The organism is Mesorhizobium sp. M7A.F.Ca.MR.245.00.0.0 (assembly GCF_003997415.1).
In the GTDB taxonomy this organism is placed as follows: domain Bacteria; phylum Pseudomonadota; class Alphaproteobacteria; order Rhizobiales; family Rhizobiaceae; genus Mesorhizobium.
Genome location: NZ_RZTE01000002.1, coordinates 120,426 through 141,335, shown reverse-complemented (window position 1 = coordinate 141,335; position 20,910 = coordinate 120,426). Strand labels below are relative to the sequence as shown.

At 64.4% G+C, this 20,910-nt stretch carries 15 protein-coding genes; 7 read left to right on the top strand and 8 right to left on the bottom strand.

Annotated features, from left to right (window positions below):
- The first annotated feature begins 94 nt into the window (after window positions 1-94).
- The 5 genes from EOB80_RS03690 (at window position 95) to EOB80_RS03670 (ending at window position 9,329) form a co-directional block, all read left to right on the top strand.
- A complete protein-coding gene (locus EOB80_RS03690) occupies window positions 95-943 on the top strand; it encodes an endonuclease/exonuclease/phosphatase family protein (RefSeq protein WP_127326705.1) in 849 nt (282 codons plus the stop codon).
- A 62-nt stretch (window positions 944-1,005) separates the two neighbouring features.
- A complete protein-coding gene (locus EOB80_RS03685; protein WP_127326704.1) occupies window positions 1,006-1,341 on the top strand; it encodes a hypothetical protein in 336 nt (111 codons plus the stop codon).
- A gap of 244 nt (window positions 1,342-1,585) precedes the next feature.
- The gene (locus tag EOB80_RS03680; protein WP_127326703.1) at window positions 1,586-2,950 is read left to right on the top strand and encodes an efflux RND transporter periplasmic adaptor subunit; all 1,365 of its coding nucleotides are present in this window, start codon (window positions 1,586-1,588) and stop codon (window positions 2,948-2,950) included.
- The gene (locus EOB80_RS03675; protein WP_127326702.1) at window positions 2,947-6,063 is read left to right on the top strand and encodes an MdtB/MuxB family multidrug efflux RND transporter permease subunit; all 3,117 of its coding nucleotides are present in this window, start codon (window positions 2,947-2,949) and stop codon (window positions 6,061-6,063) included. The genes EOB80_RS03680 and EOB80_RS03675 overlap by 4 nt, the downstream gene beginning before the upstream one ends.
- Entirely contained in the window at window positions 6,060-9,329 is a 3,270-nt protein-coding gene (locus tag EOB80_RS03670) for an efflux RND transporter permease subunit (RefSeq protein ID WP_127326701.1), read from the top strand. The genes EOB80_RS03675 and EOB80_RS03670 overlap by 4 nt, the downstream gene beginning before the upstream one ends.
- On the opposite strand, the gene EOB80_RS03665 is transcribed toward EOB80_RS03670, so the two are convergent.
- On the bottom strand, window positions 9,315-9,581 hold the full coding sequence (locus tag EOB80_RS03665) for a hypothetical protein (RefSeq protein ID WP_164762500.1): 267 nt from the start codon (window positions 9,579-9,581) through the stop codon (window positions 9,315-9,317). The genes EOB80_RS03670 and EOB80_RS03665 overlap by 15 nt on opposite strands.
- A gap of 265 nt (window positions 9,582-9,846) precedes the next feature.
- Here EOB80_RS03665 and EOB80_RS03660 point away from each other — a divergent pair, with 265 nt between their 5' ends.
- Both EOB80_RS03660 and EOB80_RS03655 read left to right on the top strand, forming a co-directional pair.
- Window positions 9,847-10,719 carry a hypothetical protein gene (locus EOB80_RS03660; RefSeq protein WP_127326699.1) on the top strand — a complete coding sequence of 291 codons (873 nt, stop codon included), beginning with the start codon at window positions 9,847-9,849 and terminating at the stop codon, window positions 10,717-10,719.
- A 154-nt stretch (window positions 10,720-10,873) separates the two neighbouring features.
- Window positions 10,874-11,740 carry a hypothetical protein gene (locus EOB80_RS03655; RefSeq protein ID WP_127326698.1) on the top strand — a complete coding sequence of 289 codons (867 nt, stop codon included), beginning with the start codon at window positions 10,874-10,876 and terminating at the stop codon, window positions 11,738-11,740.
- A gap of 46 nt (window positions 11,741-11,786) precedes the next feature.
- Here the strand turns inward: EOB80_RS03655 and EOB80_RS03650 are convergent, their stop codons facing one another.
- The 7 genes from EOB80_RS03650 to EOB80_RS03620 form a co-directional block, all read right to left on the bottom strand.
- On the bottom strand, window positions 11,787-13,301 hold the full coding sequence (locus EOB80_RS03650) for an aldehyde dehydrogenase family protein (protein WP_127326697.1): 1,515 nt from the start codon (window positions 13,299-13,301) through the stop codon (window positions 11,787-11,789).
- Between the two features lie 237 nt (window positions 13,302-13,538).
- Window positions 13,539-14,813, bottom strand: a complete 1,275-nt coding sequence (locus tag EOB80_RS03645) for an RNA polymerase sigma factor (protein ID WP_127326696.1) — start codon at window positions 14,811-14,813, stop codon at window positions 13,539-13,541.
- The gene (locus tag EOB80_RS03640; protein ID WP_127270092.1) at window positions 14,810-15,184 is read right to left on the bottom strand and encodes a YciI family protein; all 375 of its coding nucleotides are present in this window, start codon (window positions 15,182-15,184) and stop codon (window positions 14,810-14,812) included. The genes EOB80_RS03645 and EOB80_RS03640 overlap by 4 nt, the downstream gene beginning before the upstream one ends.
- A gap of 108 nt (window positions 15,185-15,292) precedes the next feature.
- The gene (locus EOB80_RS03635) at window positions 15,293-16,399 is read right to left on the bottom strand and encodes a DNA topoisomerase IB (RefSeq protein WP_127326695.1); all 1,107 of its coding nucleotides are present in this window, start codon (window positions 16,397-16,399) and stop codon (window positions 15,293-15,295) included.
- Between the two features lie 99 nt (window positions 16,400-16,498).
- Complete coding sequence (locus EOB80_RS03630; RefSeq protein WP_127326694.1) at window positions 16,499-17,437, bottom strand: glycosyltransferase family A protein; 939 nt, start codon at window positions 17,435-17,437, stop codon at window positions 16,499-16,501.
- Window positions 17,438-17,544: 107 nt separating this feature from the next.
- The gene (locus tag EOB80_RS03625; RefSeq protein WP_127270501.1) at window positions 17,545-18,429 is read right to left on the bottom strand and encodes a transglutaminase family protein; all 885 of its coding nucleotides are present in this window, start codon (window positions 18,427-18,429) and stop codon (window positions 17,545-17,547) included.
- Between the two features lie 67 nt (window positions 18,430-18,496).
- A complete protein-coding gene (locus EOB80_RS03620; RefSeq protein ID WP_127326693.1) occupies window positions 18,497-20,908 on the bottom strand; it encodes a circularly permuted type 2 ATP-grasp protein in 2,412 nt (803 codons plus the stop codon).
- Between the last annotated feature and the right edge of the window lie 2 nt (window positions 20,909-20,910).

Genomic DNA, 20,910 nt, shown 5'->3' with positions numbered 1-20,910 from the left:
AGGAACTCGTCCGTCATGGAACATACGCGGAAATTGCCTATTTTCACTGTATCCGGCTTCTGAATTGATGCCAGCGAGGACGAGCAGCACAAAGATGCACAGAATTGGACGCAGCCTCCCGGCAAGCATGCTTCTGTCCCTTCGTGACCGCCGGATGCAGAAGGCTAACGCCGCCGCACTCAAGACGACAGCCACCACCGGCACGCTGGTTGCCTCCTACAATGTCCACAAATGCATCGGCGTCGACAGGAAATTCGACCCGGAACGGACCATCCGCGTCATCCGCGAAATCGATCCGGATGTCATTGCGCTGCAGGAAGCCGACAATCGCTTCGGCGACCGTAATGGGCTTCTCGACCTGCCCCGGCTCGAGCGGGAAACCGGCCTGGTTCCGGTGCCGATTTCGGCCACCGGCAAGGGCCATGGCTGGCATGGCAACGTCTTGCTGTTCAAGAAGGGCGTCGTTCGCGACGTGCACCAGATCAAGCTTCCGGGACTGGAGCCGCGCGGCGCGGTGGTGGCGGAGATCGACCTCGACGGAAGCCAGACGCTGCGCATCATCGCCGCCCATCTTGGCCTGCTGCGCCGCTCGCGCTCCCAGCAGGCGCGCGTCGTGCTCGACCTGATGAACAGCCCGGACGAAAGACCGACCTTGCTGCTCGGCGACCTCAACGAATGGCGACTTGGCAACCGCTCCGCTCTCAACACGCTGCATGCAACGTTCGGCCCGCAGCCGCCGGCGGTCCCCACCTTCCCGTCGAACCTGCCACTGCTGGCGCTCGACCGGATCATGGCCAACAGGCACGGCATGATTGCCGCCATCAACGCGCATGACACGCCGCTTTCGCGCGTTACCTCCGACCACCTGCCGCTGACGGCCTTCGTACGCCTGGAACGGGTGGACGATGACGCCTTGATGTCCTCCGCGTCGCAAAGTGTGTAAAATTAGGCGGAACGCCCAGTTCCTCCGCCAGTTAACATGTCCCGAACGCGCAGGAGGACGAGATGAAAAAGCTGATTCTGGCTTGCCTGTTGGCATTGGCCGCGACAGCGGCGATCACTGCGCCGACGCAAGCGGCAAGCGTGACCATCCAGTCCGACGATGACGACCGATATTTGCCGGATGACGATTCCGATAGTGGGATCATTATTCGCCGTCACCACCGCGATCGCTATTACGACAATCAGTATGATGGCGACCAGGATGTTCAGTATGACAATGGCGGATACCGGTACGGCGAATATCGCCGCCACCACCGGCATCACCGCTGCCACATCGAACTGGTCAGGCACTGGCGCCACCACCACAGGGTGATCGAAGAGGTCCGCGTTTGCGGCTGATGCCAGATCGGGCAACCGGCGAAAGCCAGCCGGTTTCATCGGGCATGATCGGCTGACGAAATAGCGCTGACGTGAGAGGCGATGCTGGACCGCGTCGACTCGTGGTAGCCAGCACGCGCACCGGACCGTGCCCAGCAAAAAACGGCAAGGATCGGCCGGCCGGCACCGCTCAAACCTGTCCAAGTGTTAATTCGACTTGGGTCGGTTTCGGCCATATTGGTTGATGGGGGTGAGAGATGCCGCCATGGACCAGCAGTTGGAAATCCCCCTGCAGACGACTGTCGTGCCACGTCGTTCGCGTGGCTGGATTCCCTGGCTGATCTTTGTCGCCATTGTCGCCGCCACCGGCGCCTATCTCTACCAGCGCCCGCATGTCGAGGCCAGGCAGCCCGGCGGCAGAAGAAACGCGCAGCCGACGACAATCGGCGCCGCCGTGATCGAAAAAGGCACGATGGACGTCACCCTCGATGCGCTTGGCACGGTGACCTCGCTCTCCACCGTCACGGTCAAGCCGCAGGTCACCGGCCCGCTCGTCCAGGTGAACTTCAAGGAAGGTCAGGACGTCAGCAAGGGCGATTTGCTGGCTGAAATCGACCCTCGCCCCTATCAGGCGGCGCTCGACCAGGCGCAGGGCCAGTTGGCGCGCGACCAGGCCATGCTCAGGGATGCCCAGCTCGATCTCGCACGCGACCAGACGCTGGTGACGCAAGGCGCCGCGACGCACCAGACGCTCGACGCGCAGGTCGCCCTGGTGGCGCAGGATGCCGGCTCCATCGAGGTCGACCAGGCCATGGTCCGGACCGCGACCCTCAATCTCGACAATTGCCGCATCCTGGCTCCGGTCGACGGTCGCGCCGGCCTGCGTCAGGTGGATCAGGGCAACTACGTGACCCCTGCCGATACCAACGGCATCGTCATCATCACTCAAGTCCAGCCGATCAGCGTGCTGTTCACCGTGCCCGAGGATGAATTGCCCGCGATCGCGCAACGCCTGCGGCAGGGCGCCACGCTGCCTACCTCCGTCTACGATCGCGCAGGCAGCAAGAAGCTCGCCGACGGCCAGCTTGAAACCTTCGACAGCCAGATCGACCCAAGCACCGGCACCATCAAGCTGCGAGCGGGCTTCGCCAACGAAACGCGCGTGCTTTATCCGAACCAGTTCGTCAACGTCGAGTTGCTGGTCGACGAGCACAAGGACGTGGCGATCGCTCCGATCGCCGCGATACAGCGCGGCGTGCCCGGCACCTTTGTCTATCTGGTCAACCCCGACAGCACCGTCTCCGTGCGCAAGGTCACGCCTGGCGTCACCAATGGCGAACGTGTCGAGATCCTGTCGGGCCTGAACCCTGGCGACCGCGTCGTCGTCGATGGTGCCGATAAGCTGCGCGACGGCGCCAGCATCAATTTGCGGCAGGACGGGCAAGCACGGACACCTGCGCAGCCCTCAACGCCTACGCCAGCAGGGTCAGCGCCACAGCCACGGGCGCAGGCACCGGAGCAGGCCGCCCCTGATGCGCCGAAGCCGGACGACACGGGCAGGCACAAGGGCCAGGGCCGCAAGCATCGCCACGCGGAGTCGGGGCAGGCGGAGTCCGGGCAACAGCAATGAGCCCGTCGCGAGCTTTCATCCTGCGGCCGGTGGCGACGTCGCTGTTCATGGTTGCCATCATGCTGTCCGGCCTACTGGCTTACAATTATCTGCCGGTGTCGGCGCTGCCTGAGGTCGATTATCCAACCATCCAGGTGCAGACCTTCTATCCCGGCGCGAGCCCCGACGTGATGACGTCCTCGGTCACGGCACCGCTGGAGGTCCAGCTCGGCCAGATCGCCAACCTCAATCAGATGAACTCGGTCAGTTCGGCCGGCTCCTCCGTCATCACGCTGCAGTTCAGCCTGGCGATCTCGCTCGATGTCGCCGAACAGGAGGTGCAGGCGGCCATCAATGCCGCCGGCAATCTGCTGCCGGCCGATCTGCCGGCGCCGCCGATCTATGCCAAGGTCAATCCCGCCGACGCGCCGGTGCTGACGCTGGGCCTCACCTCCAAGACGATGCAACTGCGCGATGTGCAGCAGCTTGCCGACACCCGGCTGGCGCAAAAGATTTCGCAGCTGCCGGGCGTCGGCCTCGTCAGCCTCAGCGGCGGCCAGCGCCCAGCCGTGCGCGTCCAGGCCGATCCGCGCAAGCTCGCAGCCTATGGTCTCAATCTCGACGATCTGCGCACCACGCTGGGCAGCGCCAATGTCAACACGCCGAAGGGCAATTTCGACGGGCCGTCGCGGGCCTACACCATCAACGCCAACGACCAGCTGAAGAGCGCCGACGAATACCGTTCGCTGATCGTTGCCTACAAGGATGGCGCGCCGGTGCGGTTGAGCGATGTTGCTGATGTGGTCGACGCCACCGATAACAACAGGCTGGCGGCCTGGATGAACAGCACGCCGGCGATCATCGTCAACATCCAGCGCCAGCCCGGCGCCAACGTCATCGACGTGGTCGACCGCATCAAGACGCTGCTGCCGCGCTTGCAGGCCTCGCTGCCCAGCGCCGTCGATGTGAAGGTGCTGACCGACCGCACGACCACCATTCGCGCCTCGGTGCGCGACGTCGAGTACGAACTGACGCTTTCGATCCTGCTGGTCGTGCTGGTCATCTTCGTCTTCCTGCGCAGCGCGCGCGCCACGCTCATCCCGAGCCTCTCGGTGCCCCTGTCGCTGGTCGGCACGCTTGGTATCATGTACCTGTTCGGTTTCAGCCTCGACAACCTCTCGCTGATGGCGCTGACCATCGCCACCGGCTTCGTTGTCGACGACGCTATCGTCGTCATCGAGAACATCGCGCGCTATGTCGAGGAAGGGGATACGCCGCTGCAGGCGGCGCTCAAGGGCTCGCAGCAGATCGGCTTCACCATCATCTCGCTGACCGTCTCGCTGATCGCGGTGCTGATCCCGCTGCTGTTCATGGGAGATGTCGTCGGCAGGCTGTTCCGCGAATTCTCCATCACGCTGGCCACCACCATCCTGATCTCGGCGATAGTGTCGCTGACGCTGGTGCCGATGGCCTGTGCCAGGTTGCTCAAGCCGATGTCGGCGGTACGTGAAAACGCCCTGCAGCGCGCCAGCCGCGACTTCTTCGACTGGGTGATCCGGGGCTACGGCCAAGCGCTGACCTGGGTGCTCGACCGGCAGACGCTGATGCTGCTGGTGGCGGCTGCCACGCTGGTGCTGACGGTGGCACTCTACGTGGTCATCCCCAAGGGGTTTTTCCCGGTGCAGGACACCGGCGTCATCCAGGCGATCACCGAGGCGCCGCAGTCCATATCCTATGCCGCGATGGCCGAGCGTCAGCAGCAGCTTGCCGCCGTCATCCTCAGGGATCCCGATGTCGACAGCCTGTCGTCCTTCATCGGCGTCGACGGCACCAACACCACGCTCAATGTCGGCCGCATCCTGATCAACCTCAAGCCGCATGAAGAACGCACCGCCGATATCACGCAGGTTATCGCCCGCCTGAAGCAGGCCACCGTCGCGACGGCTGATGTCACCCTCTACATGCAGCCTGTGCAGGACCTGACCATCGACGGCACGGTCAGCCGCACGCAGTATCAATTCGTGCTGCAGGACGCCAATCCGGACGAGTTGACGCTATGGACGCCGAAGCTGCTGGCTAAGCTCAACACGCTGCCTGAGGTCGCCGACGTCGCCAGCGACCTGTCGGATGCCGGCCTCGCCGTCTTCGTCGACATCGATCGCGACCAGGCCGCACGCTTCGGCATCACGCCGGCGACAATCGACAACGCACTCTACGACGCCTTCGGCCAGCGCATCGTCTCGACCATCTTCACCACATCCAGCCAGTACCGGGTCATTCTCGAAGCCGATCCGTCCCTGCAGGATTCGCTGAAGGCGCTGTCTTCGGTCTACCTGCCGTCATCGAGCGGCGGCAGCCCGGTGCCGCTCTCGGTGGTCGCCAGCACCCATGTCGCCACGGCACCGCTGCAGATCACCCATATGGGGCAGTTCCCTGCAACCACTGTCTCGTTCAACCTCGCGCCTGGTGTGTCGCTCGGCAAAGCGGTCACCGCGATCCAGCAGGCGCAGAGCGAGATCGGCATGCCGCTCAGCGTCATCACCAATTTTCAAGGAGCGGCGCGCGCCTTCCAGGCTTCGCTCGACAACACGCTGTTTCTGATCCTGGCCGCGGTGATCACCGTCTACATCGTGCTCGGCGTGCTCTATGAAAGCTTCATCCACCCAATCACCATCCTGTCGACGTTGCCTTCGGCCGGCATCGGCGCGCTGCTGGCGCTGATGATCGCCGGCGAGGACCTGACCATCATCTCGATCATCGGCATCATCCTGCTGATCGGCGTCGTCAAGAAGAACGCCATCATGATGATCGACTTCGCGCTCGACGCGCAGCGCAATGAAGGCATGGCGCCGCGCGAGGCTATCTACCAGGCCTGCTTGCTGCGCTTCCGCCCGATCCTGATGACGACGCTGGCGGCGATGCTGGGCGCGCTGCCGCTGATGCTCGGCACCGGCGTCGGCTCTGAACTGCGCCATCCCTTGGGCGTCACCATCGTCGGCGGCCTGCTCGTCAGCCAACTCCTGACGCTGTTCACAACGCCGGTCATCTATCTCTGGTTCGATCGCCTTGCCGCGCGCCTGCAAGTCATCGAGCCCAGCCTTCCCCGTGCCTATGGTGCGGACGCCGAGCCATGAACCTGTCGGTTCCCTTCATCCGGCGGCCGGTGGCGACAACGCTGCTGACCTTCGGCCTGCTGGCGGCCGGACTGGTGGCGTTTCCGCAATTGCCGGTGGCGCCGCTACCCGAGGTCGACTACCCCGTGATCTCGGTACGGGCATCGCTGCCGGGCGCCAGCCCGCAGGTGGTGGCGAACACGGTTGCCAGCCCGCTCGAACGGCATCTCGGCGAGATTGCCGACGTCAACGAAATGACTTCGTCGAGCAGCGTCGGCAGCGCACGCATAACGCTGCAGTTCGGCCTCGACCGCGACATCGACGGTGCGGCGCGCGATGTCCAGGCCGCGATCAACGCGGCGCGCGCCGACCTGCCGTCCAGCCTGCATTCCAACCCGACCTATCGCAAGGTCAATCCGGCCGACGCCCCGATCCTCATTCTGACGCTCACCTCGGACACGCTGTCCAAGGGTCAGCTCTACGATGCCGCCAGCACCGTGCTGGCGCAAAAACTCTCGCAGGTCGACGGCATCGGCGAAGTGTCGGTCGGCGGCAGCTCGCTGCCGGCGGTGCGCGTCGAGCTCAATCCGCAGGCGCTCTACGATTACGGCATCGGGCTGGAGGACGTGAGGGCGGCGCTCGCCTCGGCCAATGCCCACAGTCCGAAGGGCGCCATCGATTTCGGCTCGCAGCGCTATCAGATATACGCCAACGACCAGGCCAACCATGCGGACGCCTATCGCTCGCTGGTGGTAGCCTATCGCAACGGCGCGCCGGTGCGGCTTTCCGACGTCGGTCAGGTCAACGATTCCGTCGAGAACATCCGCAATGCCGGTCTGGTCGATGGCAAGCCGGGCGTGCTGATCATCCTCAACCGCTCACCCAACGCCAACATCATCGCCACGGTGGACCGGGTGAAGGCGCTGATGCCCTCGCTGCGGGCTGCGATCTCGCCGGCCATCGACCTGTCGCGGGCGGTCGACCGCTCGACCACCATCCGCGCCTCGCTCTGGGAAGTCGCACAGACGCTGATGATCGCCATAGGCCTGGTGATCCTGGTCGTCTTCGCCTTCCTGCGCGACGTGCGCTCCGCACTGGTGCCTGTTGTGGCGGTGCCGGTGTCGCTGGTCGGCACGCTGGGCGCCATGTACCTGCTCGGCTTCAGCATCGACAATCTGTCGCTGATGGCGCTGACGGTCGCCACCGGCTTCGTCGTCGACGACGCAATCGTCGTGCTGGAGAACATCTCCCGCCACATCTCGGCCGGCATGGGTCGCATCGAAGCGGCGATCAAGGGTGCGCAGGAGGTGGGCTTCACCGTGCTGTCGATGAGCCTGTCGCTGATCGCCGTCTTCATCCCCATCCTGCTGATGGGCGGCATTGTCGGCCGGCTGTTCCGCGAATTCGCCATCACGCTGTCGGCCGCAATCCTGGTCTCGCTCGCCGTTTCGCTGACCACCACGCCGATGATGTGCTCGATCCTGCTGCGCCCCGAAGGGGAACGCACGCACGGCCGCCTCTACCGCTTCAGCGAGCGCATCTTCGACGCCATGCTGGCAGGCTACCGCCGGTCGCTGTCCTGGGCGCTGGATAACCCGCTGCTGGTCATGGCAGTGCTCGCCGCGACGCTCTGCCTCAACGGATATCTCTACGTCACCATCCCCAAGGGGTTCTTCCCGCAGCAGGACACCGGCCGGCTGACCGGCTCGATCCAGGCCGACCAGGCGACCTCCTTCCAGTCGATGTCGCAGAAGCTCAGCCAATTCGCCGGCATCGTCAGCAAGGACCCGGCCGTGGACGCTGCGGTCGGCTTCACCGGCGGCGGCCAGACCAATTCCGGCTCGATGTTCGTGTCGCTGAAGCCGCTGGCCGAGCGCAAGGTCTCCGCCGACCAGGTGATCGCGCGGCTGCGGCGCGATCTGGCTGTGGTGCCGGGCGCCAGGCTCTTCCTGCAGGCGGTGCAGGATATCCGCGTCGGCGGGCGTCAGTCGAACGCCCAGTATCAGTACACATTGCAGGGCGACAATTTCGACGAACTCGCGCAGTGGGCTCCCAAACTGGCAGCGGCATTGCAGACCGAGCCGAAGCTCACCGACGTCAACAGCGACCAGCAAAACAAGGGGCTGGAGGCGGACATCGTCATCGACCGCGATACCGCGACGCGGCTCGGCATCACCGTCGGCCAGATCGACAACACGCTCTATGACGCCTTCGGCCAGCGCCAGGTTTCCACCATCTATGTCCAGCGCAACCAGTACCACGTCATCATGGAGGTGGCGCCGCAATACTGGCAGAACCCTGAAGCGCTGAAACAGGTCTATGTCAGCACTTCGGGCGGCTCGGTGCATGGTTCGCAGGCGAGCAACGCTGTCGCCGGCACGTTCGTCACGCCGGGGCAGTCGAGCAGCGCCACGTCCGCGGCGACCGACGCCGCGCGCAACCAGGCGACCAATTCGATCACCAGCACCGGCAAGACCGCCGCCTCGACCGGATCGGCCGTCAGCACCGGCACCGAGACGATGGTGCCGTTGTCGTCACTGGCCAGCTATGGCCCCGGCAGCACGCCGCTTTCGGTCAACCACCAGGGTCTGTTCGTCGCCACCACGCTGTCGTTCAACCTGGCGCCTGGCGTGGCACTCAGCGACGGCGTGGCCGCGATCAACGCGGCGGCGGATCGCATCGGCATGCCCGCCACCATCCATGGCGGTTTCCAGGGCACGGCCCGTGTGTTCCAGGATTCGCTTTCCGACCAGCCGCTGCTGATCCTTGCCGCGCTGATCGCCGTCTATGTCGTGCTCGGCATTCTCTACGAGAGCTATGTCCACCCGCTGACCATCCTCTCCACCTTGCCCTCGGCCGGCGTAGGCGCTTTGCTGACGCTGACGCTGTTCGACATCGAGTTCTCGATCATGGCGCTGATCGGCATCATCCTCCTGATCGGCATCGTCAAGAAGAACGCGATCATGATGATCGACTTCGCGATGGCCGCGGAGCGCACCGAGAACAAATCGGCGCATGATGCGATCCGCCAAGCCTGCCTGCTGCGCTTTCGCCCGATCATGATGACGACCATGGCGGCGCTGTTTGGCGCAGTGCCGCTCGCCATCGGCCTCGGTGATGGCAGCGAGCTGCGCCAGCCGCTCGGCATCGCCATCGTTGGCGGGCTGATCCTGAGCCAAATCCTCACCCTCTACACGACGCCGATCATCTACATCTATGTCGACCGCTTCGGTCGCTGGTGCCAGAGGCTGCGGTCCCAAGCGGCCATGGCATTAGGTCATAGGTGATATCGCCGTTCGAATTGGCGGCGTTGGTGATGCCGCCCTGGGCGATGGTGTAGGCTCCGGCGTTCTCTCCCAAGGCGCGATCGAGAGCGCCGACCAAGCCCACACCACTGCCGAGACGGTGCTGGTGTAGCCATAGGAGGAGGGGTCGGCATCGCCGTAAATCTGGCCCTGGCCCGAATTGGCCGTGACTGTCACCGCACGCCTGCCGATGCTGAAATCGGCGCTGACATAGCTGATGTCGTAGCTGCCCACGTTGTCGCCGGTCGCGCGGTCAAGCACCCCGACCAGAGCAACACCTTTGCCGAGGCAGAATAGGTGTAGCCATAGGATAGGGGATCGTCGTCGCCATGGAACCTGCCCTGGTCGGCGACCAACCGGTTAGCGGACCCCACCATGAACCGGTCGTGGCCGGCCCATGTTCGGGTTGGGCTTGCTCTTCGCATTCGGTGCCTCTGGACACAGCTGTCGAAGGCTGGAAAATGTGGACGCGACTCCGCTGTTGGAGTTAACTCGGAACATGAGGAGGAAGGCGCTGAATCTGGAAGACATTGCCGGCCATCCGGCCCTGCATCGCTGTGTCCAGGCACAGTCGTTGGCACTGATCGACATCTATGAAACGAGCCCGCGACTGGCTTCCATTTTCGCCACGCAGCAGCGTTGGCTGATGGGTCATGTCGGCCTTGCCATGCATTTCAGGCGCGATCCGCACGACCGCCGCAAGGAGCTGACGGTATCGCGTTTCATCGAGTTCGTACACCAGCACGCGGTGGCCAGCCGCAACACGGCGGACGCTTTCATCAAGGAGATGCTGCACTATCATGTCGCCGAGTATGTTTCGGGTGGCGACGGGCGCACGCACCCCTTGCAGCCAACGGCGGCAACCGTGCAGACTTTCACCGGCTGGGTCCTTGCTCATCTGCAGACGCTGGATCATCTCGATGGTGCCGACCGGCTGGCCAGATTCCTTGAGCGGCCCGACATGGTTGCCAGGCTGCAGCCTCTGGTAGCGGACGGCCTGCTTGCCTCCAAGCCGGTGCGTGAGCCCAACCAGACCTTTTCCCTGTTCATCTGGCTCAACAATGGCGGCATCGTCATGGACTGGCTGATGTCGGGCATCGACCCCGATCATGCCGGCCTGGACCAGATTCCGACCAGCGTGGTTTCGATCGGAGATTTCGCCAAGTGGCTCAAGCTGTCGCGGACCCACCTCGCCCGCAAGCTGCGCGCTGCCGAGGAACTCGGCAGCATCGGCTGGCTCGGCCAGCGCGGCCATTCGGTGATGTGGGTGTCGAACACCTTCTACCAGGAGTACATGACCGTCCAGGCCGCCAAGCTGGCCATTGTCGATGCGGCATTCGCCGCCTGTTTTCCAGTCCCGGAAGACCGCTGAGGGTCGGCGCGATCGACATCTGCCCGGACCGAGAACATTGTCTCCTGGCGATCATAACCTGTTATAGACAGGGCGCGTCTGGACACGGGCCGTGAAGGCTGAAAATGTGATCTGCGTCTTCGTGGCCGTAAGGCTGGATCGGAACATGGGGGGAATGACGCAGACCTTTGACCATATTGCCGGTCGCCCGGCATTGCATCGCTGTGTCCGTGCCCAGGCGCAGGCGATGATCCAGGCCTATGGGATGAACCCCAGGCTTGCCTCGATATTTGCCACCCAGCAGCGCTGGTTGATGGCGCATATCGGCCTCGCCCTGCATTTCAGACGGGAGCCCGATGATTACCGCAAGCAGTTGACGGCGGCGCGTTTCATCGACGTCATCCGGGAGAATTCCGTCGCCAGCCGCAACACCGCCGACGCCTTCCTCAAGGAGATGCTGCATTACAATTTCATCGAGCACCTGCCGGCAACACAGGACGGCCGCATCCGCCCCATTCAGCCAACGGTGAACACGCTGGAGACGGTTGCCGGCTGGATGATGGCGCACCTGCACACGCTGGACAGTCTCGACGGTGCGAACCGTCTGGCGACGTTTCTGGAGCGGCCCGATGCTCTCGCCAGGGTGCAGCCGCTGGTGGCCGACGGCCTGATCTCCTCCAGCCCCGTGCGCGAGCCCAGGCAGACCTTTTCGCTGTTCACCTGGCTCAACAATGGCGGCGTCGTCATGGACTGGCTGATATCGGGCGTCGATCCCGACCATGCCGGCCTCGCTGAAATACCGACCGGCGTCGTCTCGATCGGCGATTTCGCCAAATGGCTCAAGCTGTCGCGAACCCACCTGGCACGCAAACTGCGGGATGCCGAAGACCTCGGCAGCGTTGGCTGGCTTGGCCAGCGCGGCAATTCGGTGATGTGGGTGTCGGGCGATTTCTACCGGGAATACATGACCGCCCAGGCCGTCAAGCTGGCTATCATCGATGTCGCGTTCGTCAAGGCCTTCGACTCGCCGGCAGGCAGCTGACCGGTGCGGCATCCCCCGTGCGGGGATGCCCAAGCCGGCGAGCCTTTCAGTCGATATCGAATGACACGCCCTGGGCGAGCGGCAGCGCCTTGGAATAGTTCACCGTGTTTGTAGCGCGCCGCATATAGGCCTTCCATGCGTCGGAGCCGCTCTCGCGGCCGCCCCCGGTTTCCTTTTCGCCGCCAAAGGCACCGCCGATCTCGGCGCCCGAGGTACCGATGTTGACATTGGCAATGCCGCAATCCGATCCGTCGACACCCAGGAAACGCTCGGATTCCTGCAGGTCTCGGGTGAAGATCGACGAGGACAGGCCTGCCCCCACGGCATTGTGCTCGTCGAGCACCGCGTCGAAGTCCGAATATTTCATCACGTAGAGGATCGGCGCGAAGGTCTCTTCCGTCACCGGTGACACCTGGCTTGGCATTTCGACCAGCGCCGGGTGCACGTAGTACGCATCCGGATGGCCGTTCTCGACCCGCGTGCCGCCGGTCACCTTGCCGCCATGGGCAGCGGCTTCCTTCAGCGCCTTCTGCATGGCGTCGAAGGCCGCCTTGTCGATCAGTGGCCCGACCAGCGAGGAGGTCTCCAGCGGATTGCCGACAGACACACTCTCGTAAGCCTTCTTGAGGCGCGGAACCAAGGCGTCGTAGACGCTGTCATGCACGAACAGGCGCCGCAACGTCGTGCAGCGCTGGCCGGCCGTGCCCATCGCTCCAAACGCAATCGCGCGCAGCGCCATGTCGAGATCGGCGGTCGGGCAGACGATGCCGGCATTGTTGCCGCCGAGTTCCAGCACCGCGCGCGCAAAGCGCTTGGCCAGCCGCGGGCCGACGTCGCGGCCCATGCGGGTCGAGCCGGTTGCCGAAACCAGCGGCACTTTGGGGTGATCGACCAGGATCTCGCCGACGGCGCGGTCGCCGATCAGCACCGGCGCCAGGCCATCAGGTGCGTCCGCGCCGAAGCGCTCGACCGCACGCTTGAAGATAGCCTCGCAGGCAAGTGCGGTCAGCGGCGTCTTTTCCGACGGCTTCCACACCACTGCGTCGCCGCAGACCAGTGCCAGGGCTGCATTCCACGACCACACGGCCACCGGGAAGTTGAAGGCGGAAATGACGCCGACGACGCCGAGCGGATGCCAGGTTTCCATCATCCGATGGCCCGGGCGCTCGGTGGCGATGGTCAGGCCGTACAATTGCCGGGAGAGGCCTACGGCGAAATCGCAGATGTCGATCATCTCCTGCACTTCGCCGAGGCCCTCGGACGGGATCTTGCCGACCTCGATCGAGACCAGCCGGCCAAGCTCGGCCTTGTGCGTACGCAGCTCCTCGCCCAGCAGCCGCACCAGTTCGCCACGCCGCGGGCCGGGCACCATGCGCCAGGCCTGGAAGGCCTTGTGCGCGGCATCGATGGTCTTAGCCGCTTCGGCCGGCGAGATCGTCCTCAGCGCCGCGATCTGCTCGCCCGTCACCGGGCTGCGCACGATCAGGTCGCCGCCGACAAGCGTCTCCTCGGCCACACCCAGTTTCGCCAGCAGTTCGGTCGTTTCCTTGTCTATCGTCATTCTTGTCCCTTTCAGATCCCGTCGCTCATAATGCATGTCGCCAAAAGTGCCCCCGGTTTTGGAACAACGACATGCACAAAAGGCATGCCGGTCAAAGCCTGGCGCCATGCTGCCCGCGTGCACAAAGGCACCTCAGGCACGATCATCGCGTGGCATTACTCGTTTCAAGGGAAAATCACCACCCCGGCATGGTCTAAGCCCAAACTGCACGATTGAGCCAGATGGGGCAGATGGCGCTCAGTTTGCCTTTTTTGCCGCTGGGCGTACCGCACCGTCCCTGATCAGCCGGTCGATATGCATGCGGATATGGGCAGCTTCCGCCGCCGTGTTCGCAAGCGCTATGGCGCGGTCGAAGGCGACGCGCGCCTCGTCGCCCCGGTCGAGCTGCATCAAGAGGCCCCCCTTGAGGCCGAAAAAATGGAAATAGCCGGAAAGCCGTTCTTCCAGCGGCTCGATCATGGCCAGCGCCTCCGCCGGTCCACGCACCTTCGAGACCGCGACGGCCCGGTTGAGTGTGACCACCGGCGACGGCTGCATCTGCTCCAGCAAGCGATAGAGCAGGTCGATCTCGTTCCAGTCGGTATCCTCGGCCCTTTCGGCCCGCGCGTGCAATGCGGCAATCGCCGCTTGCACCTGGTAGGGGCCGGGCTTGCGATGGCGTAGCGCCTTGTCGACCAGCGCCAGCCCCTCATCGATCATCTTGCGGCTCCACAGGCTGCGATCCTGGTCTTCGAGCAGCACGATCTCGCCGCTCTCGTCGAAACGGGCCGGTGCGCGCGCATGCTGCAGAAGCAACAGCGCCGTCAGCCCCATGATCTCCGGCTCGGTCTGGAACAACCGCAGCAGGAGCCGTGCCAGCCGGATCGCCTCCTCGCACAGCGGTGCGCGGGCCGGCGCCTCGCCGCTGTTGGTCGAATAGCCCTCGTTGAAGACCAAGTAGACCATGGCGGCGACGGCGGCGAGGCGTTCCGACCGCTCGACCGCGCCCGGCGTCTCGAACGGCACGCCGGCATCCGCAATGCGCGCCTTGGCGCGAGTGATGCGCTGCTCCATGGCGCTTTCGCCAACCAGGAAGGCGCGCGCGATCTGCTTGACCGTAAGACCGGAGACGATGCGCAGCGCCACCGCGATCTGCTGCGTTGCCGGCAGATCAGGATGGCAGCAGATGAACAGCAGCCGCAATATGTCGTCGCGGTAGTGCGCCCCGTCCAGCCGCTCTGCGATATCGCTCTCGGCGTCCTCCAGATCCGAAACCTGGTCTTCCTCCGGCATCGGCGCCTGCTTGGCGCGCTTGCGCACCGCATCGATGCCGCTGTTGCGGCCGACGAAGATCAGCCACGCCGCCGGGTCGCGCGGCGGCCCGTTCTGCGGCCAGTTCTTCAGCGCCCTGAGGCACGCGTCCTGGAAAGCTTCCTCCGCCGTATCGAGATCGCGGAAATAACGCAGCAGCGCACCCATCGCCTGCGGGCGGGCGGCGCTGATCGCGGAGCTTATCCAGGCCATCTCGGTCATGCGGAAACCTTGGCGGGATTGAAGATCGAGACCGGCCGGATCTCATAGGAGCCGCCGCTCGGGTTGACTTCGGAAAGCTCGCGAGCGAACTCCACCGCCTCGTCGAGATCGGCGCATTCGAGCGTGTAGAAGCCGAGGAACTGTTCCTTGGTCTCGGCGAACGGCCCGTCGATGACGACCGATTCGCCCTTGACCTTTCTCAGGGTCGTCGCGGCGGTCGTCGGCAGAAGCCGTGCCACCGGGCCGAGCCGACCAGCCTTGGCGTACTTGTCCTGAACGTCGAGGAGATTGGCCATGACCTCATCGTCCTGTGCCTTGCTCCAGGAGCAGACGACATCTTCGGAGGCATAGCAGAGGATTGCGTAGAGCATGGCTGGTCCTTTTCTCTGTCAAAGGACGAAACAGTAAGACCGATCCCGACACGACGTCGATAAAAAAATCCAGATGTGGACGGATTTGGCCACGGCCAGCCGCGCCGGTCAGCTTTCTCCCAGTTTCAGCCATCGCAGCACGAGAGCTTCCTCGTCATCGAGACCATCGATGGAGCGTTTGCGTTTGTTGGCTTGCGCCATTTCATTCAGCAACCGCCCTTCGGACCACGCTTCGAAGACCCGCGGATGGATATAGCATTTGCGGCAGACGGCACGCGTATTGCCCAGCCGCTCGGCAACCTTGTCGATGACGCTGTTCATCGCCCTGTTTCGCTGCGCCTGGCTTTGCGGCAGTTCCGTTTGGGCAAACAGCGACGCGGCGTGAATGGTGCCGCCCCAGGTGCGGAAATGCTTCGAACTGAAGGCGTCACCGACCGCCTCACGGATATAGCGGTTGACGTCCTCGGAGCGGACCGGCCGCCTGTTGCCGTCCTCATCGAGATACTGGAACAGCTTCTGGCCTGGCAGGTCCTGCGCGCCGCGCACAATCCTGGCGATGCGGCGGTCGACCAGCTTCAGCTTCCACTCCTTGCCCGACTTGCCCTTGAAGGCAAAGCGCAGGCTTGAACCGACAATATCCACATGCCGGTCGCGCAACGTGGTCAGCCCGAAACTCTTGTTGTCGCGGGCGTAGGCGGCATTGCCGACGCGGATCATCGTGTTGTCGAGCAGCCAGACGACCGCGGCGACGACACGCTCGAACGGCAGGCCACGACGGCGCAGATCGCTGTCGATCCTGTGCCGCAGGTCCGGCAGGCTCTCGGCGAAAGCAACCAGGCTCGAATATTTGGCCCCATCGCGCTCTTCGGCCCATTGCGGATGATAGCGATATTGCTTGCGTCCGCGCTGGTCCCTGCCGGTTGCCTGGATATGGCCGTCCGCGTCCGGCGAAATCCACACATCCGTCCAGGCCGGCGGAATGACGATCGCCTCGATGCGGGCCCTGGTAGTGGCCGAAACTGTTCCTCCGTCCGGTCCCTTGTAGGAGAACCCCTTGCCTGTTTTCAGCCGCCGGATACCGGGCTCGGCATCACTGACATAGCTAAGCGACGCATGGTCGGCCGAGCTTTGTGCCCCGTTTTTGGGCGCACCATCTGGCGATACAGCGTCCTCGCCAGCCGGTCGGCCGGGCGACAATCCGGATTTTTGCAACATGTCGGCTCCACGCGAATTCCGTAGATAAGCCACTGGCCGACCCCTGGTTCCACCCGCCGTCCGAAAAGCGCCTCGCGCCGATATCGCGCTGGCCGGCGCCTACAGAGCGCCTTGCAGCTTGATCGGCGGCGCCGACAAACGCCGCCGCGCCGCGAGCTTGAACCTGTAGCGCAGGCAGCGCCAAGCTTCAGAGCGCCGCTTCGGCGCGGCCGCGGCTACCGCCAGGAAGCGCGCCGCGGTGCCCAGATCGCCGCGCGCATAGTGGACCCGGGCGATCTTGAGGGCGACAAGCCCTTCCCTGGCCTTGAGCGCCGACAACGGGATGTTGCAGTCGGTGAGTGTGCGCAGTTCCCGGCGCCAGTCCAGAAAGCGCCGCACCGGGTTGAGGGCAAAGCGGTCATCGGAACGTACCGGCGAAACCTCATAGACCATGACAGGTTGCGAGACCATGGCGAGCGATGCCTTGCTCATCAGCCGTGCCCAGAACAGCGTGTCCTCGTCATAGGCCATTCCGATGGGGAACCGCGTCTCGCCGATCAGGGTCCGCGATGCCAGAACGCTGCCCACGGCGACCGAACGTATGTCGCCTTTCACATAGGCCGAGGCATTTGCCAGGCACGCAGCCTGATAGCCGTTCGGCATCTTGATCTGCCGGTCCTGGCCGTTCACCCGTCGCCGGTAGGCACCCACGATCATGTCGGCCTCCGGCTGCTCCCGGGCCTTGCGGAGCAGTGCGCGCAACCCGCCCCGCAGATGCAGGTCGTCGGCATCGATCAGGTAGACCCAGGAATAGACCGCTTCGGCCAGCGCCAAATTGCGGGCACCGCCTGCATCGCGGCATTTGGCCGACAGCACGCGCAGCGGCAACGAGAGTTGTGCCGCGGCCTCCCGCGCGATGGTTGCCGTGCCATCGGTCGACGCATCGTCGACCAGCAATATCTCGCCGATGATCTCGGCCTCGCTGCGTAGCGATGCCAGCGTTGCAGCAATGGTCGCCGCCGCGTTACAGGCAGGAATGACGACGCTGATTGCTCTCAATTACAAAACCTCGCGCCATGCGCTTGAGATACAACTACCGTCACCCCGAAACGAATACTTGTCCATCCCGAATTGCGGCGCAAATACCGCTGCGTGTACGACCTGCTTCAGGCTCTTTCGAGCACGACCGGAATGACGTCGACAGCTTGCTCGCCAACCTGTCCCCCCGTGGTCTTGAGCACGCCGACGATCGGCGCCACGTCCGAATAGTCGCGGCCGTGGCCGACGGTGATATGGTCGTTGCTGGCCCGCATGCCGTTGGTCGGATCGAATTCCTGCCAGCCCGCATCGCGCCCGCACCAGACCTTGACCCAGGCATGCATGGCATCGGCGCCTTCCAGCCGGGGCTTGCCCTTCGGCGGGATGGTGCGCAAGAAGCCGCTGACATAGCCGGCCGGAATACCGAGCCCGCGCAGGCCGGCGATCATGATGTGTGAAAAGTCCTGGCAGACGCCGCGCTTCAACTTGAAGGCATCACTGGCCCGGGTCCGCACCGTTGTCGCTTCGCCGTCATAGGTGAAATCGCGATGGATGCGATTGCACAGGCTCACGGCCGTGCCGGCGGCAGAGCCGGCGATGCTGTCGCGTGCGTAAGCGGTGATCGCATCGTCGATGCCGGCATGGGTGCTGGCCGTCAGGAAGTGGTGCGGTGCATCAGGTGCCAGAGACCGCATCGCGGCGAGCTCCTGCCTCAGCCGGGCGATATCGGGCGACACGTCGAGCCCGGGCTCGGGCCGAGACACCGACACGCGGGCGCTCATCCTGATGTCGAGCGCGTCATGCGCGTCGCGAAAGGCGATCGAGGTCACGTTGTTGCCGAAGAAATCGGAAAAGTCGGAACGCTCGTTGGGTGCCGGCGCAAAGGACAGGGATGCGGCGATGACACGCTGCACGCCTGATATCGTCGACGGCAGTACGCGCACCTGATGACGACCGCCGCCGGCCGCCGCAGCGTAATCGTAATGCAGATGAAGCCTGATATCGTAGAGCATGTTCTATTTTTCTGCCTTTGCGCAGGTTCTTGTCGCAAAACCCGTGCGACACTTTTGCGGAACCTGCTTAGCCGAAATAGGCTTTGGCGAGGCTGTTGTAGAGGCCGCCGATTTCATAGGCGAGGTCGTCCAGCGCCTTTGCCGTCATATCCGAAGGCTCCTTGATGGCGATCTGGGTGTTGAGCTGCAGGATTTCCTTCGCCGCCGGCGACATTTGTCCCTCCCCGCCGAGCGACGGCAACAGGCCGATTTCGGCCTTCAGCCTTTCAAGTTGGAACAGGATGGAGCGCGGGTTAAGCGGATCGAGCGCCAGCAGGTCGATCACCGTGCGCCGACCGGCCTGCACCGGATATTGGCGGCGATGGGTCATCACGCTGTCGCCGATTTCCAGCATCATATCGAGCGCGCCGTCCGGCGCCTTGGCGCTGGTCAGCCGCGCCAGCGTGCGGGAGATCTGGATACCGCGCTCCAGCCGGCGGCCGATCTCGAGGAAGCGCCAACCGGCGAAGCGGTACATGTTCTCGTGCAGCAGACCGGAAAAGCCGGCGAGCTTACGCAGGATGACTGTCATCGCCCGGGTCGCGTCGTCGCCGGGCGCGACCGTCGTTGCGAACTGATGGATGGTTTTCGACAGGTCCTTCAGCGCCAGCCAGCCATCGGGCGAGAAGCGGTCGCGGATCTGCCCGGCGCTGTAGACCGCACTATCCAGCGTGCCAATCAGCCCTGACGGGATCGCCGTCTCCACATCGATGCCGAAAGGTTCGAGATAATCCCTGATGTCGGCGAGCAGCGGCATATCCGGGTCGGAGGTTTCGGCCAGCCGCACATGGTAGGCGCGCAGGATACGCACCGTGTCTTCCGAGCGCTCGATATAGCGGCCGAGCCAGGTCAGGTTCTCCGCCGCGCGACTGGGCAGGCTGCCGGGCCTGGTGCGGCTGAAACTGTCGCCTTCTTGCGGCAGCAGCGTCTCGCGCTCCACCGGTTTGTCGCTGACAACCCAGACATCCGCCGCCTGGCCGCCACGCTGCATGGCGATCGCCGTCGGGTCGAGCGACAGGCCGATACGGGCAAAACCGCCCGGCATCACCGTCCAGCCCTCCGGCGTTCGCGCCAGGTAGACGCGCAGGCTCGCTGGCCGCGGCTCCAGCCAGCCGCCGACATAGACGGGCGTCGTCGAAAGCGTCACCGCTTCCTGGCCGACGAAATCGCCGCCATCACGTTCAATGCGCGCCACCAGTTCCGCCCGCTCCCCGGCCGACAGAGCCGAGCCTAGCTTCGTTGAATCGTCGTCCTCGAAGGCAAGCCTCGTCGACAGCGCCGGCCCGATCACCATGCGATCGATGTTGGCCAGCACATGCGCGCGTTCGGTTGCTTGCCCGCACCACCATGTCGCGACACTTGGCAGCAGCAATTCCTCGCCCCGCAAGGCCCGTGAAATCTTGGGCAGGAAGGCAAGCAGCGCGCGCGTCTCCATCAGGCCGGAGCCCAGCGCGTTGACGGTAGCAACCGCGCCCTGGCGTATCGCCTCGACCAGGCCCGGCGTGCCGATCTGCGAATCCGCGCGCAGTTCGAGCGGATCGGCGAAGGCGGCGTCGAGCCGCCGCCACAACACGCTGATCGGCATCAGGCCGGAAACTGTGCGCACCATCAGCCGGCTGCCGGAGACGGTCAAATCCTCGCCTTCGAGCAGCATGATGCCGAGGTAGCGGGCGATGTAGGCGTGCTCGTAATAAGTTTCGTTGAGCGGCCCCGGCGTCAGGATGGCGACGCGGCCGTCGGTTTCCTTGGCCATGCCGATCAGCGCGTCGCGAAAACGGCGGAAAAAGCCGGCAAGGCGGTGCACATGCATCTCGCCATAGATGTCGGACAGCGCGCGTGTGGTGGCGACGCGGTTTTCCAGTGCGAAACCGGCGCCGGACGGCGCCTGCGTGCGATCACCCAGGACCCACCATCGGCCATCAGGCCCGCGGCCGAGTTCGAAGGCGCAGAAATGCAGGAAGTGGCCGCCGGCCGGCCTGGTGCCGACGACAGGCCGCAAATATTCCGGGCTGGCGGCGATCAATCCCGCCGGCAGGATGCCTTTCTCGACCAACCGGTTCGGCCCGTAGATATCGGCGATGGTTTCCTCGAACAGGTCGGCGCGCTGCACGAGGCCGGCGCTGATCGCGGCCCACTCGCTCTCCTCGATGAGAACCGGGACATGCGCCAGCGGCCATTCGCGCTCATTGGCACCGGCCTTGTCATAGACGCGGTAATAAACGCCGGCATCGCGCAGATACTGGTCGGCGCGGGCAAAGCGCTGGCCGAGCTTTTCAGCGCCAAGTTCCTCGAGCGCCTCGACAAAATGCTTCCAGGCCGGGCGAGGATTGCCTGACGCATCGACCATCTCGTCGACGACGCCGTCGATCGGCTGGTAGTGCTCCAGCAGGCTGTGGGTCTGCGGCTTGCCGCGTCCCCTCTTGTGATTCCCCTTTGCCATCG

Excerpts from the sequence above, each read along its gene's own strand:
- EOB80_RS03650 (WP_127326697.1), bottom strand. The coding sequence starts at position 13,301 with ATGACGATAGACAAGGAAACGACCGAACTGCTGGCGAAACTGGGTGTG.
- EOB80_RS03680 (WP_127326703.1), top strand. The coding sequence starts at position 1,586 with ATGGACCAGCAGTTGGAAATCCCCCTGCAGACGACTGTCGTGCCACGT.
- EOB80_RS03670 (WP_127326701.1), top strand. The coding sequence starts at position 6,060 with ATGAACCTGTCGGTTCCCTTCATCCGGCGGCCGGTGGCGACAACGCTG.
- EOB80_RS03660 (WP_127326699.1), top strand. The coding sequence starts at position 9,847 with ATGAGGAGGAAGGCGCTGAATCTGGAAGACATTGCCGGCCATCCGGCC.
- EOB80_RS03685 (WP_127326704.1), top strand. The coding sequence starts at position 1,006 with ATGAAAAAGCTGATTCTGGCTTGCCTGTTGGCATTGGCCGCGACAGCG.
- EOB80_RS03640 (WP_127270092.1), bottom strand. The coding sequence starts at position 15,184 with ATGCTCTACGCAATCCTCTGCTATGCCTCCGAAGATGTCGTCTGCTCC.
- EOB80_RS03635 (WP_127326695.1), bottom strand. The coding sequence starts at position 16,399 with ATGTTGCAAAAATCCGGATTGTCGCCCGGCCGACCGGCTGGCGAGGAC.
- EOB80_RS03645 (WP_127326696.1), bottom strand. The coding sequence starts at position 14,813 with ATGACCGAGATGGCCTGGATAAGCTCCGCGATCAGCGCCGCCCGCCCG.
- EOB80_RS03625 (WP_127270501.1), bottom strand. The coding sequence starts at position 18,429 with ATGCTCTACGATATCAGGCTTCATCTGCATTACGATTACGCTGCGGCG.
- EOB80_RS03620 (WP_127326693.1), bottom strand. The coding sequence starts at position 20,908 with ATGGCAAAGGGGAATCACAAGAGGGGACGCGGCAAGCCGCAGACCCAC.
- EOB80_RS03655 (WP_127326698.1), top strand. The coding sequence starts at position 10,874 with ATGACGCAGACCTTTGACCATATTGCCGGTCGCCCGGCATTGCATCGC.
- EOB80_RS03675 (WP_127326702.1), top strand. The coding sequence starts at position 2,947 with ATGAGCCCGTCGCGAGCTTTCATCCTGCGGCCGGTGGCGACGTCGCTG.
- EOB80_RS03690 (WP_127326705.1), top strand. The coding sequence starts at position 95 with ATGCACAGAATTGGACGCAGCCTCCCGGCAAGCATGCTTCTGTCCCTT.